This is a genomic window from Synechococcus sp. CS-205 (genome assembly GCF_025128255.1).
GTDB lineage: Bacteria > Cyanobacteriota > Cyanobacteriia > PCC-6307 > Cyanobiaceae > Regnicoccus_A.
In genome coordinates this window covers 1-13,683 of the sequence record NZ_JAHLZB010000047.1, presented here as the reverse complement: position 1 = coordinate 13,683, position 13,683 = coordinate 1, and the positions used below count along the sequence as shown (strand labels likewise).

General features: G+C 65.6%; 17 protein-coding genes and 1 pseudogene. 8 read left to right on the top strand and 10 right to left on the bottom strand.

Annotation, left to right across the window (positions count from 1 at the left end):
- Positions 1-84: 84 nt before the first annotated feature.
- Positions 85-774: a CPP1-like family protein gene (locus KQ297_RS11410; RefSeq protein ID WP_259739526.1), complete on the top strand. Its 690-nt coding sequence runs from the start codon at positions 85-87 to the stop codon at positions 772-774.
- Here the strand turns inward: KQ297_RS11410 and hslO are convergent.
- The gene (hslO, locus tag KQ297_RS11405; protein ID WP_259739525.1) at positions 771-1,685 is read right to left on the bottom strand and encodes an Hsp33 family molecular chaperone HslO; all 915 of its coding nucleotides are present in this window, start codon (positions 1,683-1,685) and stop codon (positions 771-773) included. The genes KQ297_RS11410 and hslO overlap by 4 nt on opposite strands.
- Before the next feature lie 18 nt (positions 1,686-1,703).
- Positions 1,704-2,351, bottom strand: coding sequence for an ABC transporter ATP-binding protein (locus tag KQ297_RS11400; RefSeq protein ID WP_259739524.1), 648 nt, complete (start codon positions 2,349-2,351; stop codon positions 1,704-1,706).
- Between the two features lie 83 nt (positions 2,352-2,434).
- Here KQ297_RS11400 and KQ297_RS11395 point away from each other — a divergent pair, with 83 nt between their 5' ends.
- Positions 2,435-2,887 carry a DUF3531 family protein gene (locus KQ297_RS11395; protein ID WP_259739523.1) on the top strand — a complete coding sequence of 151 codons (453 nt, stop codon included), beginning with the start codon at positions 2,435-2,437 and terminating at the stop codon, positions 2,885-2,887.
- Positions 2,888-2,895: 8 nt separating this feature from the next.
- Positions 2,896-3,651 (top strand): 16S rRNA (uracil(1498)-N(3))-methyltransferase, encoded by a 756-nt coding sequence (locus KQ297_RS11390; protein WP_259739522.1) that lies wholly within the window; start codon positions 2,896-2,898, stop codon positions 3,649-3,651.
- Positions 3,652-3,667: 16 nt separating this feature from the next.
- Here KQ297_RS11390 and KQ297_RS11385 read toward each other — a convergent pair whose 3' ends face one another.
- Positions 3,668-4,024 carry a hypothetical protein gene (locus tag KQ297_RS11385; RefSeq protein ID WP_259739521.1) on the bottom strand — a complete coding sequence of 119 codons (357 nt, stop codon included), beginning with the start codon at positions 4,022-4,024 and terminating at the stop codon, positions 3,668-3,670.
- Between the two features lie 158 nt (positions 4,025-4,182).
- Here KQ297_RS11385 and KQ297_RS11380 point away from each other — a divergent pair, with 158 nt between their 5' ends.
- Positions 4,183-4,938 (top strand): DUF92 domain-containing protein, encoded by a 756-nt coding sequence (locus tag KQ297_RS11380; protein WP_399251695.1) that lies wholly within the window; start codon positions 4,183-4,185, stop codon positions 4,936-4,938.
- Here KQ297_RS11380 and KQ297_RS11375 read toward each other — a convergent pair.
- From KQ297_RS11375 to KQ297_RS11350, 6 genes are all read right to left on the bottom strand, one after another.
- Entirely contained in the window at positions 4,856-5,521 is a 666-nt protein-coding gene (locus tag KQ297_RS11375; protein WP_259739520.1) for a hypothetical protein, read from the bottom strand. The two genes, KQ297_RS11380 and KQ297_RS11375, sit on opposite strands and share 83 nt — an antisense overlap.
- Before the next feature lie 243 nt (positions 5,522-5,764).
- Positions 5,765-6,418, bottom strand: a complete 654-nt coding sequence (locus KQ297_RS11370; RefSeq protein ID WP_259739519.1) for a hypothetical protein — start codon at positions 6,416-6,418, stop codon at positions 5,765-5,767.
- Positions 6,419-6,560: 142 nt separating this feature from the next.
- Positions 6,561-8,075 (bottom strand): IS1182 family transposase, encoded by a 1,515-nt coding sequence (locus KQ297_RS11365; protein WP_259739518.1) that lies wholly within the window; start codon positions 8,073-8,075, stop codon positions 6,561-6,563.
- Positions 8,076-8,635: 560 nt separating this feature from the next.
- Positions 8,636-8,890, bottom strand: coding sequence for a hypothetical protein (locus tag KQ297_RS11360; RefSeq protein ID WP_259739517.1), 255 nt, complete (start codon positions 8,888-8,890; stop codon positions 8,636-8,638).
- Between the two features lie 5 nt (positions 8,891-8,895).
- Positions 8,896-9,285: a hypothetical protein gene (locus KQ297_RS11355; protein WP_259739516.1), complete on the bottom strand. Its 390-nt coding sequence runs from the start codon at positions 9,283-9,285 to the stop codon at positions 8,896-8,898.
- A 367-nt stretch (positions 9,286-9,652) separates the two neighbouring features.
- Positions 9,653-10,141, bottom strand: coding sequence for an ISAs1 family transposase (locus KQ297_RS11350; protein WP_259739515.1), 489 nt, complete (start codon positions 10,139-10,141; stop codon positions 9,653-9,655).
- Positions 10,142-10,493: 352 nt separating this feature from the next.
- Between KQ297_RS11350 and KQ297_RS11345 the strand changes: the two genes are divergently transcribed.
- From KQ297_RS11345 to KQ297_RS11335, 3 genes and pseudogenes are all read left to right on the top strand, one after another.
- Positions 10,494-10,724, top strand: a complete 231-nt coding sequence (locus tag KQ297_RS11345) for an HD domain-containing protein (protein ID WP_311134002.1) — start codon at positions 10,494-10,496, stop codon at positions 10,722-10,724.
- Positions 10,660-11,013: a hypothetical protein gene (locus KQ297_RS11340; protein ID WP_259739514.1), complete on the top strand. Its 354-nt coding sequence runs from the start codon at positions 10,660-10,662 to the stop codon at positions 11,011-11,013. The genes KQ297_RS11345 and KQ297_RS11340 overlap by 65 nt, the downstream gene beginning before the upstream one ends.
- 62 nt (positions 11,014-11,075) lie before the next feature.
- A pseudogene (locus tag KQ297_RS11335) lies at positions 11,076-11,713 on the top strand (alpha/beta family hydrolase).
- A 13-nt stretch (positions 11,714-11,726) separates the two neighbouring features.
- Here the strand turns inward: KQ297_RS11335 and KQ297_RS11325 are convergent.
- Complete coding sequence (locus KQ297_RS11325; protein ID WP_259739511.1) at positions 11,727-12,293, bottom strand: DUF4236 domain-containing protein; 567 nt, start codon at positions 12,291-12,293, stop codon at positions 11,727-11,729.
- Positions 12,294-12,874: 581 nt separating this feature from the next.
- Between KQ297_RS11325 and KQ297_RS11320 the strand changes: the two genes are divergently transcribed.
- Positions 12,875-13,579: a hypothetical protein gene (locus KQ297_RS11320; RefSeq protein WP_259739510.1), complete on the top strand. Its 705-nt coding sequence runs from the start codon at positions 12,875-12,877 to the stop codon at positions 13,577-13,579.
- Positions 13,580-13,683 lie beyond the last annotated feature (104 nt).

Here is a 13,683-nt window from a genome sequence, read left to right as displayed (position 1 = left end):
GGTCTCAATCAGCCCTGGCGCACAGCCACACGCCCCGCGCCTCGATACGCTCGAGCCACGATCCAGCCCCACGCACCGGAGGCCATGACCAACGGTTCTGAACCCGCCCCAGGCGGCAGTCCCTACGAACGGCTCGGCGTCACCCCCGACGCCAGCTTCGATGAGGTGCAGACGGCCCGCCAGCGTCAGCTCGATGCCGTCGCCGATGATCCCCAGGCTCGCGCCAGGGTCGAAGCCGCCTACGACGCGGTGCTGATGGAGCGGCTGCGGGAACGCCAGCAGGGCAAGGTGAGCAGCGCCGCAGTCACCGCCTCCAAGCGCGAGGAGATCAAGCCGGCGCCGGCCAGGGTTCCCTCCCGGCCTTCCCTGCCCCAGCTCCCCTCCCTGCCCCAGCTCAGCGGTGGCAACAAGCTGCAGGCCCCCAGCCTCTCCCTGCCCCAGCTCGCCCTGGCCGAAGGCCGTGAGCGCTGGTTTCCCCTGGTGGCCGATGGCCTGCTCGTTCTGCTGGTCCTGATCACGCCGCCGGGCTCGGCGGAAGTGCTGCTGGCTCTGGCCACCGGCGTCACGGTGGTGAACCTCAGGCGCCGCAACGGCCGCTTCCTGGCTGCGGTGGGCTGGAGCTTCGCCCTGCTCAGCGTGGGACTGTTGCTTGGTGGCGCCCTCACCCTGGGCCTTGATCCAGCGCTGCCCCTCGGGCTGCCCCTGGCTCTGAATCAGGTCCAGAGCCTGCCGGCCCTGATCCTGCTGCTGCTCGGTGCCCTGCTGATCGCCTAGGCCGGAGAGAGCTCGGCGATCAGCTCCCGCAGCTCTCCTTCCTCCACGCCGTACACCTCGTTGCAGAAGTGGCAGGTGAGCTCGGCGCGACCGTCCTCCCGCAGAATCGAAGCCAGTTCCTGCTCACCCAGCAGCCGCAGGGCGTTGACGCTGCGGCGGCGGGTGCACGGGCAGTGGAAGGTCACGTCCTGTCGGGCCTCGGCTTCCTCCAGCAACTGGGGATCGAGATCGGGGAAGATGCCTTCCAACAGCTGCTTGAGATCGTCCTTGCAGGCGGCCAGACGCCCGCTGAAACCGCTGATTTCCCGGCACCGCTCCTCCAGCAGCGCCACCAGTGCAGGCTCCCGCGCCGCCTTGGGCAGCACCTGCACCAGCACACCGCCGGAGCAGCGCACACCGGAGCTGTCGATCTGCTCGCCTACGAACACCGCGGAGGGAGTCTGCTCGGAATGGAGCAGATAGGAGGCCACGTCGTCGCCGATGCCGCCGCTCACAAGTTCCACGGTGCTGCTGAACGGCTCCCCCTTGCCCAGGTCACGCACCACGTGCAGGTAACCGGTGCCGGTGGCCTGGCGGAAGTCGAACTGGTGCTGACCATCGGCCTCCTCGAGCAGGTCGAGCTCCAGCGCCGGGTGACCCACGTAGCCGCGCACCGTGCCATCGCGGCCCGCATCCACCATCAGCCCGCGCAGGGGGCCATCCGACTGGATGCGCAGGTTGACCCGCCCGTGGGCCACCTTCATCGAGCTGGCCAGCAGCAGCCCGGCCGTCATCGCCCGCCCCAGCAGAGCTGTGGTGAGATAGGAGAGACCATGGCGTCGGCGGGCGTACCGGCTGGTCACCGTGGTGAGCGCCGCCACCAGGCGGATTCCCCCATCGGCCGCCGTGGCCCGCACCAACTGATCGGGCATCGCTCGCCCTCCCCCAACTCAGGGCATCGTACGGAGCGCGGGCAGGGCCTGAAGGCCCCCGCCGCTCAGACGCCAGCTGTGCGCCACCACGCTCTGGAACACCTCAGGCTCATGGGTGACGACCAGCAGGGCCCGCTGGCGTCCGAGCTGGCTGATCAGCTGCAGCACCTCGTGGCGCACCGACCAGTCCAGCCCTGCGGTGGGCTCATCGAGCAGCAGCACCTTCGGGTCCCGCAGCAGCTGCACCGCCAGGGCCAGGCGCCGCTGCTGGCCGCCGCTGAGCCGCTCCGGCGCCTGCTGCAGCGACACCCCCTGCAGGCCCACCTGGCCCAGCACCGACTCCAGGCGCTCGCTGTCCAGGCGGCGCTGCCCCAGCTTCAGTTCCTGGCCCACGCTCAGGCCGAGGAAATGGCGTTCGGGGAACTGGAACACCAGGCCACTCAGCCAGCGGCGCTGACGGGCCTTCACCGGCTGGCCGTGCCAGAGAATCGTGCCGCCGCTGGGTTCCGCCAACCCGCTGATCAACTCCAGCAGGGTGCTCTTGCCGGAGCCGCTGCGGCCCGCCACCAGCACCGGCTCGCCCACGGGCAGGGTCAGGCTGAGATCGCGCAGCACCGGCTCGGGGCTGGTGGCCGGGTGGTAGCGGAGGGATCGGAGCTCCAGCATGGGGGGCCACGGACCCCACCAGCTTGCAGCAACCGCATCCGTGTTTGATTGAGGTCCCCTTGCTGCAGGACGGAGCAACGCTGATGGAGATTCGCTTCCGCGAGGTGGATCCGTTCAACTGCTGGATCTGGTTGCGCTTCCCGGCGCCCCCCGGCCAGGGGGAGCGGGGCTACATCGACACCGTGTTCGACAGCTGGTTCTTCCTGGGCAAGCTGGGCGGCTTCAACGCCGAATGCCTGCAGGTGCACGAGGAAGGCATCGACCTCAGCGCCATGCATTACGACGTGGAGGCGGCCGAAGCGACCCACCCCGCCCTGATGCACAGCATGGGCGAGCTGGAGTACCGCGATGCCTGGTGCCGCTGCTGGGTCGACCTGGGCACCAGCGACGGGGTGGCCCTTGATGTGCTGATCAATGCCCTGCGCCAGCTCGACAACGACGTGGTGGAGATCGAGGAGCTGCTGATCGGTGGCGTCAATGACGACTGGCCGGTGGAGGAGGTGCCCGAGGCCCTGTTCCCCCTCGGCGCCAACTGAGGGCGGCGGTGCGGGAACTGCGCCGGCTGCTGATTGCGCCCGAGCGGCTGGCGACCGGCACCACCCTGGTCCTGACCACCGAGGAGAGCCGTTATCTCAGCCGTGTGCTGCGCTACGGCCCCGGCCAGCGCTTCGCGGTGGCCGATGGCCAGGGTCAGCTCTGGAGTGCTGAGCTGCTCGATGGCGCCCAGGCCCGCCTGGAGCAGCCGCTCGATCGCCCCCTGCAGCGTCAGGCGGCAGCCAGCCCCTGGCTGGAACTGGCGGTGGCGGTGCCCAGGCTCGACTTTGACGTGGTGGTGCGCATGGCCTGCGAGCTGGGGGTGGACCGGCTCCAGCCCCTGGCGGCTGAGCACGCCGCCCTCCGGGGCAGCTGGAAGGCGGCCCGCTGGCAGGCGATCCTGCGTGAAGCCTGCGAGCAGTGCGAACGCCTGTGGCTGCCGCAGCTGCTGGAACCGCTCGAAGCGATCACCTACCTGGCCAGATCGCGGCAGGACTTGCAACTGCTGGCCTGCACCCGGGAGGGAGAGCTGCCGCTGCTGAGCGCCGTTCTGCCCCGGCCACGTTCCGGCCCCTCAGCCGAGCCGCCCCCCGGGGTGGTGCTGGCGATCGGAGCGGAGGGCGGCTGGAGCGCTGCAGAAGCCAGGGCCGCTCAGGAGGCTGGCTGGCGCAGGGTGAGCCTGGGGCCTCACATCCTGCGCACCTCCACGGCGGCCGTGGCGGGGTTGGCCTCGCTGGCGCAATGGCGGACGGCGGGCGACGCGTGAGTGGAGGCCTGCCGCTTCAGCGGCCGCGCATGCCACTGGCCATCTCCTTGAACATCGCCAGGTTGGCGCCCGCGCGGCGGCGGGCACGGGGCAGCGCCCCGGAGGGGATCAAGCGCTCCGGGGAGAAGGTGACGACGCTGGGGGCAGGGCGGTTCTCCTGATCCCGGCGCAGCTCGGCCGCGATCGCCTCGGCGGTGGTGAGTATCGGGGCGGAGGCGGAGGCGGCGTCAGGGGGCACCGGGGCAGCCGCGGCCTTGGGCGCTTCAGCCTTCGCAGCCTTGGGAGCGACCTGAGCCACGGGAGCAACCGTCACAGGCTTGTCGGCAGCGTCCTTGTCGAGGTTGAGGAAGAACCCCTTGGGCTTGAAGATCATGACGCCGGCCAGCCAGGACGTGAGAGCTGATTATCCGCCGCAGCGGCACCGCCTCGACAGGCCCGTTGGGGAGTGCAACAGAGGGCTGCGCCGACGCCACCGGTTCCAGCAACGCCCCGCTGGGCGGGGAAACTGGTGGCCGACGGAACCCCGCTGTGCTGCCCCCCTGGACTCCCGCCCCGGCACCTGCGGCTGCGTGGCCGCTGGCTTTCGCCATCAACGCCGGACTGATCACCGCCGCTCAGCGGCTGCCGCTGCTCACCAAGGCGGGCTGGGTGCACGCCGGCATCCTCGGGACGCTGCTCTGGGGCTGCCTCGGCTGGCGCGGCTGGCTGGCGGTGGTGCTTTACCTGGCCCTGGGCTCGGCCGTGACCCGGCTCGGGATCCGGCGCAAGCAGGAGCAGGGGCTGGCGGAGGCCCGTGGCGGCCGACGCGGCCCCGAGAACGTCTGGGGGTCGGCGGCCACAGGTGCCGTTCTGGCCGTACTCACCACCCTGCCCGGAGCGCCGATTCCCTGGTTGCTGATCGGGTTTGCCGCCAGCTTCGCCGCCAAGCTGGCCGACACCTGCGGCAGCGAGATCGGCAAGCGCTGGGGGCGCACCACCGTGCTGATCACCACCCTGCGGCCTGTCCCCCCGGGCAGTGAAGGAGCCATCAGCCTGGAGGGGTCCCTAGCCAGCCTAGGCGGCAGCGCCCTGATGGCCCTGGTGCTGCTCTCCCTCGGCCTGCTGCCGGGCAGCGCCGCGGCCCTGCTGGTGACGGCGGTGGGGCTGGTGGCCACGTTGATCGAGAGTCTGATCGGCGCCACCCTGCAGGGGCGCCTGGCCTGGCTCAGCAATGAACTGGTGAACGGCCTGCAGACCCTGATCGCCGCCCTGCTGGCACTGGGGCTGGCCCCGTTGCTGGGGCTCTGAGTGCAGGCGTGGCGGCTCCCGCACGCGCCGGCCAGACCGGCGGCGCCTGGCGGACCTGCACCAGCTCCAGGATTTCCTCGCGCAACAGCCGCACAAGGGCCTCGAAGCGCCGTTGGGTGGCCCGGGCCGGCAGGCCCTGAGCCTCCCCCAGGCGCCTCCAGGAGGATCCGTGGAGCACCCGCTCCAGCAACAGCTGACGCAGGGAGGGATCGAGACGACCCAGACGGTGACTCATCCAGCGCAGCGTCTCGGCTTCACAGCAGAGGGAGTCCCCCTCGTGGTCGGCACGGCAGGGATCCGGCCGCTCTCGGGCCGGGAGCCGATCCAGCAGCGTGCCGCCCCGCTCATCCCCATCGGCAGTGGGAGCGTCGAGGCTGCGCAGCCGCAGAGCCTGGTGCAGCTCCAGCGCCTCACGCCAGCGCTGTGGCGAGCAGCCCAGGGCCGCCGCAAGCTCCTCCTCCCCCAGCGCAGGCAGCTGGCGATGCTGACGCTGCTGCTCCAGGGCCTGGCCACGACGGTGCAGCTCGCGCAGCTGGCGGGAGCAGCGCAGAGGCTGCTCGTGATCGCGCAGGTGGTGCTGCATCGCCCCGCGGACGCACGGAGTCTGTCCAATACAACCTGGAGTCAAGGTTCGCTACACCTGATCTGTCCAACCGGGATGCTGCCCACCAAAGCGACGTTGCAGTGGACCCAGACCAGAACCGCCGCCACCCTTCCGCCTCATCCTGTCCTCACCCTGTGATCCGCCGCCTACCGGTGCGGGCTGGAGAGGGGCGAGGGCTGGAGGGCGAGCTCATCGCCAAAGAGCCACGCAGATTCCCTCATCTCAGGCTGAAGGAACGCCGATCAGCACGACCTCCGCAACCCCTAGCTGCTGGCTGATCGCCTCCACGTACTGACATTGATGTTCATGCAGCCAGTTAGCCATTGCGGGCCAGCAGCTCTCGTCGCGGAGGTTCCCGGGTCGCTCCTGCCAGAAAAAATGGCCGTAGCGGCCACCCATACCCATGGCGGTGCTCAGGGTGGATTCAAGGGCCTGATGGTGCGGTGCCAGCTGGTCGAGCACATCACATGGGTACCCTCGACGGGGACCTCGCACGAACAGTCTGACTGACTTCTGAGCCAGGTAGATCGCCACCACCAGATCGGTGCCGGGCACCGGCCGCCAATGGCTGCTGGTGGCGTCGCGACCTCCCCAGATGGACTGTTCAGGATGAAGATCCAGCAAGCACTCCCAGAAGCGCATACGCCAGCGACTAAGGTCGCTGAGCTCACCACGACTCCGCACCTGTTGCTGGATCTGACGATCCCAGCCGTTGGGCCTGCCCACCACCTCGAAAAGGGGCGCGATTGGTGAGTCGCCGATGCGCACGGCCTTCACCTGCACGGCAAAGAAGGCGAAGGGCTCGACTGTGTGGTCGGTGAGCCAGTTAATGGCCGATGGATGCGGGTCGCGGAAGTCGCTGGCGATCCACACCACGCACTGGGAGGCTGTTGCACGAATAGTCCGTGCACCTCTGCCGTGAAAGCCCTGCCGTGGCTCAGACCTGCTGCGATTCCAGCGTCGGCGCTCTGAGTACAGCGCCTTCATCTGTTGGCCGCCCCCGGGGGCCAGGAGGCCTTCATGTCACCGTCCAGCTGAATCGGAACAACTTGAGCAGGTTGTGGCCTGTGCCCATCAGCGACCACTCTCCATTCACCTTCTCAAGCCCCCTCAGCAGGAAGCGCCGCAGGCCGCGATTTTCCTTGGTCTGACCAAACACCGGCTCGACTATCGCCTTGCGCCTGGCATAGACCTTGCGGCCGTTCTTGCTTCTGAGCTTGCGGGCCATTCTGCCTTTGGCGTCGAGATCCTTGGGGACCGGACCCCGTGATGGCGGTGGCAGCTGGCCATGCTTCTGGCGCGCGGTGGAGATGTAGGCATCGATGCCCCGATCGCTGCAGGCCTTGGCGTTGGCCTCGCTCCAGTAGCCCGCATCCGCAATGAACGTCGCAGGCATGGTGCCGGTGCTGGCCTCGATGCGCTCCAGCATGGGGACGAGGTGCTCGACATCTGGAGCCTGGTTGCTCACCCCGATCGCCACGATCACCTGGTGCTTGCTGTCCACTGCGGCCTGGGCGTTGTAGCCCTGGATGTACCCATTGCCGCACTTCATCACGTGGCTGTCTGGATCAGTGAAATTGCGCTGGGCTTTGGGGCTCGGCTTGCCCTGGGCGTTGCTCGGTAGTCCCCGGGTGGGCATGGCTTGTGGATCAGCTTCCCCCAGACCCACCGTTTCCGGATCGATTCCAGTCTCCTGGAGCTTCTGCAGTGCCAGTGCTCGTGCGGTATCGGCGCGTTGCTGCTTCTGGTGCGCCCGGCTGCTGAGCTTTTCTTTGCTGTCATCGTCGCCTTGCTCGGCCTCCGTAGCGGCAGCATCAGCCTGCTTCTGGCGCCGGCGGGCCTGGGCTGCAGCAGATTCTGCCTCCAGCTCAGCCTTGGCCTGGCGGATCTTCTCCAGCCGGCTTTCCCGACGCTGCAACTCCTCCGGCAGTTCACTGCCGCGCTTGCCCTTGCCGTAGCGGCCGTCCTCCTGAGCGTCGATGATCTCGGCCTTCCTCAGCAGTGCCCGCATCTCCTGCCTGAGCTGCTGCTCGCTCTTCTCCATGCGCTCGTGGCTCATGGCCTTGTGAATGCTGGCGTTGGCTTCCACCTTGGTGCCGTCCAGGGCCACATGGCCCATCTGAACCAAGCCGGACTTCTGGCAGAGCCTGAGCACCTGCACAAACAGATCCTCCAGCAGCTCCAGGTGCCGGCGGCGGAACTCACTGATCTGTGTGTGGTCCGGCTGCTGGTTCCCGCTCAGCACCCGGAAGGGCAGATCCTCGTAGCAGGCCCTCTCGATCTTTCGTGACGACGGCATCCCGACGCAGTAGGCGTACAGGAGAAGGACCACCATCATCCTGGAGTCGTAGGCCTTCTCGCCGCGGGCGTCTTTCTGGCGGTAGAGCTGGAGAATGGGATCGAGATCCAGCTGGTCAATCAGATCCAGCAGAAAGAACACCAGATGGTCCTTGGGCAGCCAGTCGATCGGCGAGGGCGGCAACAGCCAGGCCTGCTCAGGCAGCCAGGGGCGGAAGATCTTGGGCTGGCTCATTGCCCATGATCTCGTCCAAAACCGTTGCTGTCACTAGCTTTTGGGCAGATCCGTGGCCGTCTGTGGAGAAGGTGCGCGCTGATCCACGCGCAACAGCCTCCTGGGCATCCAGGCCCACCAAGTAGGTGAGAATCTGGCCGAGATGGCTGTGGTCCGTCTACACAAGTTGGTTCTCGATCAACACCAGGGTGTCGTCCTAGGGATTGAGTGCGAGCAGATCAGCATAAAAGCTGCCTACCTGAACCTCCTTGCCCTCCAGCTCAAGCGTCATGCCCAGGGCCTGACCCAGCCGCTCAAGGTTGGCGGCCAACCAGGGGATGATGGCCTGGGCTTCATTGTTCTAGGCATTGCCAAGCGACACTTCCTGGAACGTGCCGAGTTTTGGAGAGGTGATGCATGCACACTCGCCTAATCCACGAGCCTCTTGCCATAGCGCTCTCTAAGATCAACTGATATCGCCGGAACGGGTTATGTCGAAGCCACAGAAGGCGACTAATACTACTTGCCGTACTGCGGAGGACGCCACCACTGGCGCTATTATACTCATGGCATCCGGCCAGCTAAAGCTGCGACTCAATAGTTTTTTGCGCTCCCTTGAGACGCTTTTCTTCATCTTTTAGGTTTATTGGTATTTGCTGTCCTTGTCTTCTATAAGAATCCTGGCGTTCCAGATTTAGCCTGATTGCATTATTGTTAATCTGTTGTTGAAATTCTAGTACTGACCTTGGTATCTGGGCAAAATAGATTCCAGTCGGCACTGCAACGGTGGCTAAAATAACTAGGAACATCAGAGCAAGCTTGGGAGAATGATTCATGACTGTTAAATCATTAATTTGCATTTCTTGTACACTTCGGCCAATTTTTTTAAGTCATCTTCGGGGTTATTCTGCTTGCTTAGCTCTGAGTCTTCTTTTTCAAGCTCCTTGCTTCGGGCTCTCACTTCATCTTTGAGTGCTGGCTCTGGAACATGATTAAGTATAGCATCATAGACTAGCTTCTTAGTAGCCACCCTCTCTCTCTTGGCTTGCAGGCCGGCCATCGTGCCACCTAGTGTGACCGACTCCAAGTTGGCGTCCAGCTGGCACTTTGTGGCAAATAAGTTCATGGCGCCTACAATAGCAGCTATTATAAATAATACTGCTGCGATACCTTCTTTCGCGCCTTTTAGCTGGTCTAAGATAGACCGATTCGGCTCTTCCTGCAAAGACAAGGCCTGGTAAACCTCGAATGAGCATCCTTTTTTACCGTCACTGTCAAGCCGAGTCCCCCCGCTACCAGCGAAGATGTCCCCTCGGTCTGACCGTCCACCGGGGCCTCCCGCCTTGACTGATGAACCGCCACGTCCAGGCACTCCCCGATCTTCCGGTGAAGTTCAACAGTCTCTGCTCAAGGCGGAGCAGCGTCCCCAGGAGTGGTGTAACTGGGGAGGTCCTGTGACCCCAGGGCTTATTAAAAGTCTCAAGCTGAGGCCGACTGTGGACCTCCCTGTCCAAGCCAGCGCATCAGCCGGAACAGGAGCTTCACGTTATGGCTGGCGGCACCCAACGCGTCTGCGATGGAGTGGAACTGGTCGAGGTTTAGCAGGTTGAGCGCCATGGTGCGTAGCCCTGCCAACACCTGCACCCTGCGTTGCGTTCCCGGTAGCGGTGGGCGTCCTCACGTAGCTGGGTGCCTGTGACCCAGTGCCAGGAGTTCTCGATCGACCACCGGCCCCGCACATGCTGAAGCAAAGCTGTTGCGGTGGTGCGCAGACTCGTGACGTAGTAGCGGGTCTGCTCGATCGGCCTTCCCTCACGCTTGCCGACGGACCGCATCGCAATGATCAGGGCGCTGCCAGGCCAGATCTCCTTGATCCACTCCGGTGCCTCCATCGCCCGGAGGGTCCAGGTGCTCTCGCGGCCGTGGCCGCGTTCCGAAGCGCTGGCCTGAAATGGGACCCGGTTGCCGTAGGTCAATCGATGGCGGATCAGCTGAAAAGCCTTTCGTCGACTGCCTTTGATGGCAATCAAGAATTCGGCGCCCTTCTCCGAAAGGAACAGAAAACGGGCGATTTCCGTGCAGAGCATCCGCCTGCAACAGCACGTCGCTGAGCTCGATGCCGCTGTGGAGGCGTTGGAGCGCAGCCGTCTCGCTGCTCTCGTCAGTGACATAAGTGGTCTCGGCAATGGCCACGCCCTGCGGCTAGGAATACAGACTCACCTGGGCAATGAACGTCCGCTGCGGCACCAGGTTTTTGATGCAAGGTGTCTGTTTAATGCATATGATCTGCTCGTCACTTTGGGCAGAAGCAGTTCCTGAGCTGCTAAGAGCTGAAGCAGAATTCGTGGGCAGGTGACGACACATCGCCCCCAATGCGACTCATGCTCCCACCCGGTCCTCTAAAGGCGTTGGGGCCTGCTTGATTATGGCCAAATCGCCGTGAGCGGCTTGGTGTGGGAGGACGGCGGCAATGAGGAGCAGGCGATCGCAGGCCTTCTGCACGATGTGATCGATGACGGAGGCCAGGACGAGGCCTCGATTGCTGGGCGCTACGGGGAGCGGGTGGGGCGGATCATGGCCGAGTGCACTAGACACCTCAGAGCCGGTGGTGCCGGGGACCGAGAAGGAGCCCTGGCTGCTGCGCAAGAGCCGCTATGTGGCCTCTCTTGAGCACAAGCCGCTCGATTCGCTGCTGGTGACGGCCGCCGACAAGGCCCACAACGCTCGCGACATGGTGCTTGATGCCAGGCGCTACCACCGCAGCTGGGAGCGCTTCAACGCCGGCCTCGATGGCACCGCCTGGTATCTGCTGCGGATCCACCAGACCCTCAGCCACCGGTTGCCCGGCAGCCGCTCCAACGAGCTGCTCGGCGAAGCCGTGCGGGAGATCCTGGCCAGCGAGGCCTACGGGCGATTGGTGCCCCACGGGATCGCCCCGGCGGTGTGGGCGGCCGGGTAACGAGAGCGGCCGGAGTCGCACCGGAGCAGATCGACGGCCGGTGGCTCGACCAGCATCGGGCCATGACGGCTGATGCCCCAACCTCCGCGCCGCGCTTGATCGACGGCCCCGACTCCGCGCCGGCCACCGTGCTGCTGGTCCATGGAGCTGGCGCCCCCATGGACAGCTCGTTCATGGGGGCCATCGCCAGCGGACTGGCGCAGCACGGCTGGCGGGTGGTGCGCTTCGAGTTTCCTTACATGGCCCGGCAGCGAATCCTGGAGCGCCGCCAGGGTCCCCATCGGATGCCTGTTCTGCAGGAGGCGTTCCGACAGCAGGTGCGGCTGGAGAAGACGGAGCAACGGGGCCGACCGGTGTTCATCAGTGGCAAGTCGATGAGCTGGCGGCCAGCGACGGGGTGTGCGGCTGTCTCTGCCTGGGCTATCCATTCCACCCGCCCGCCAAGCCGCTGCAGCTGCGCACCGAGCACCTGGCCGCCTTGCGGACGCCAACCCTGATCCTGCAGGGGGAGCGGGACAGCTTCGGGCGTCGGGGGGAGGTGGAGACCTACAACCTTTCTCCGCAGGTGCAGCTGCGCTGGATCCCCAGCGGTGACCACAGCTTCAAGCCCACCCGCAGCTCCGGCCTCAGCGAAGGGGAGAACTGGGCCACGGCGGCAGCCTTGAGCGATTCGTTCATGCGTGAGCTGCTCGGCGGCTGAGCCCCTCGGATGCCTACACCTTCAGCCAGCCCCGGGCGTTCACCAGCCGCGCGGCTTCCTGGGCCGCCTCGATGCAGCGGTGGGCCCGGCGCTTGAGATCGTCCTGGCCCTGGGCGCGCAGCAGGTAAGCCTCCATCGCTTCTGGGCTTTCGATCACGGCCAGCAGACCTGTGGTGCGGCCACCGATTGCAGGATCCGCCAGCAGCCGGCTCACCAAACCGAGCTCCCAGAGCTGCTGGGTGCTGCTGCCTGGCTGCAGAAGCTGCTCACGCAGCATGGTCAGGCATCCCTGCTTGAGCGCATCGAGCTGACCGGGCTTGAGGCGACGGCTGTTGGGCAGACCTGCGGCGGGGCCAGCTGGGATCGCCGCTGGCCGGGTAATGGGGTCCCCGCTGTGCTCGACGCTCCAGCTCAGCCCGGTGCCAGGCAACCCCACAGTGGTGCGGGGGCCACCGGACCTGGCCACCGGGATGTTGAACGACGCCCTGCGGCCACCAACCGAGATCGAGCTGAGGCCGCTCTTGCCGAAGTTGAAGCGCAGTGGGCCAAGGCGGGCGCTGCGGCGGAAGCGGAAGGGCATGGGACCGCACCGGCTCTGGGGCCAAGGGGTACGCAGATCCTGCCGCTTCCGGCTGGTGTTGTGGTGAATCCTCCTCGGGATACCCCAACTCGCCCATTGCCCGGTCAAAATGCATTCAAGTGGTCTCCTTAACGTGCGCGTTCCAGTGCCTGCCTGGTTCTTCGTATGAATGGAACCCTCTCGCCGATGGAGGGTCTCGACAGTGCCTGGCAGGCGCCAATGGCCCGATGACCCGGCTTGAAGACCTCATATTTGACACCCTGGCCAACGCCTTGCTGAAAAGCCTGGTGGTTAAGGCACCCAAGCGCCTGATCCGTGCCCTTTGGTCTTCAGACGGAAGATCAGGTGCTGCGCTTGCGGTGGTGCCCTGAATGAGCGATGACCCATCCACGATCGAAACGCTGGAGCTCCCTCGCTGGAGCCGAGACCTCTTGCGGTTCCTACCGCTCAAGAGTCAGTTCCTTCTCACCGGCAACATCCGGGATCGTTACCCCTGGAAGGGGAGTGGTAACGGCCGCTCCCGCCCCTTAACGCTGCTCGGCTACCTCTCCGAACTGCTCAGAACAGCTGGTGTGAGCCATGTGCTCGCCTTTGATCCGGTGAGCGGTTTTTTAATCCCACTTGCCGACGGTGTGGACCTGGCTGCTGAGATCCAGTCAATGGGTTTCCTCGGCCTCAGCTGGTCGAACACCGGCCGCGCTGTGGCCACCCCTGCCCGGCTCTTTGAGCTACTTCCTGCGATCTTGAACCACAGCGGAGAGCGGATCGCCTTGCTGGCTGATTTCTCTTCCCGTTATTTGATCAGGGTCGACTTGCCGACTGCAGACGAGCACCACTGGTTCACCACTGCCCTTGTGATGGCCCACGAGGTGAGGCCGCAGCCCATGGGGCCAGGCCAGGCGCCCCTGTTCAACCCATTGGTCTGGATCGCGGATAAGGAAGGGGACCTACCCCCCTGGCTTGTCGTCAACAACCCCCGAATGCGGTCCATCGCCGTGCCTCCGCCCAACCGCACCAGTCGCCGGCAGTTGGTAGGAACGCTGGTGGCTGGGCTGCCCGGGGCGGCAGGTGCCGATGCCGCCGCCATCGCAGAAGCTGAAACCACGCTGGTCGAGCAGTGCGATGGTCTGATGTTGCTCGACATGGTTGCCATCACAGATTTGTGCCGGCGGGAATCGGTGCCGCTCACGGCCGTTGGCGACGGGATACGCCGCTACAAGCTGGGCGTTACCGAAAACCCCTGGGCCAACCCCCCCTGCGTCAGGAAAGTTGTCCGCTCGGTCTGACCCATCCACCAGGGGGCCAAACCGACGACCATGAAACCGACCTATGACACCGCTGTGCGGGACCAAGTCCGCCAGCGCATGAGCCCGCCAAACCGGGAGAGCGT

What these genes read in the sequence shown, in the direction of transcription:
- KQ297_RS11410 (WP_259739526.1), top strand. Translation starts at nt 85, where the DNA reads ATGACCAACGGTTCTGAACCCGCCCCAGGCGGCAGTCCCTACGAACGG.
- hslO (WP_259739525.1), bottom strand. Translation starts at nt 1,685, where the DNA reads ATGCCCGATCAGTTGGTGCGGGCCACGGCGGCCGATGGGGGAATCCGC.
- KQ297_RS11400 (WP_259739524.1), bottom strand. Translation starts at nt 2,351, where the DNA reads ATGCTGGAGCTCCGATCCCTCCGCTACCACCCGGCCACCAGCCCCGAG.
- KQ297_RS11395 (WP_259739523.1), top strand. Translation starts at nt 2,435, where the DNA reads ATGGAGATTCGCTTCCGCGAGGTGGATCCGTTCAACTGCTGGATCTGG.
- KQ297_RS11385 (WP_259739521.1), bottom strand. Translation starts at nt 4,024, where the DNA reads ATGATCTTCAAGCCCAAGGGGTTCTTCCTCAACCTCGACAAGGACGCT.
- KQ297_RS11375 (WP_259739520.1), bottom strand. Translation starts at nt 5,521, where the DNA reads ATGCAGCACCACCTGCGCGATCACGAGCAGCCTCTGCGCTGCTCCCGC.
- KQ297_RS11365 (WP_259739518.1), bottom strand. Translation starts at nt 8,075, where the DNA reads ATGAGCCAGCCCAAGATCTTCCGCCCCTGGCTGCCTGAGCAGGCCTGG.
- KQ297_RS11360 (WP_259739517.1), bottom strand. Translation starts at nt 8,890, where the DNA reads ATGAATCATTCTCCCAAGCTTGCTCTGATGTTCCTAGTTATTTTAGCC.
- KQ297_RS11350 (WP_259739515.1), bottom strand. Translation starts at nt 10,141, where the DNA reads ATGCTCTGCACGGAAATCGCCCGTTTTCTGTTCCTTTCGGAGAAGGGC.
- KQ297_RS11325 (WP_259739511.1), bottom strand. Translation starts at nt 12,293, where the DNA reads ATGCCCTTCCGCTTCCGCCGCAGCGCCCGCCTTGGCCCACTGCGCTTC.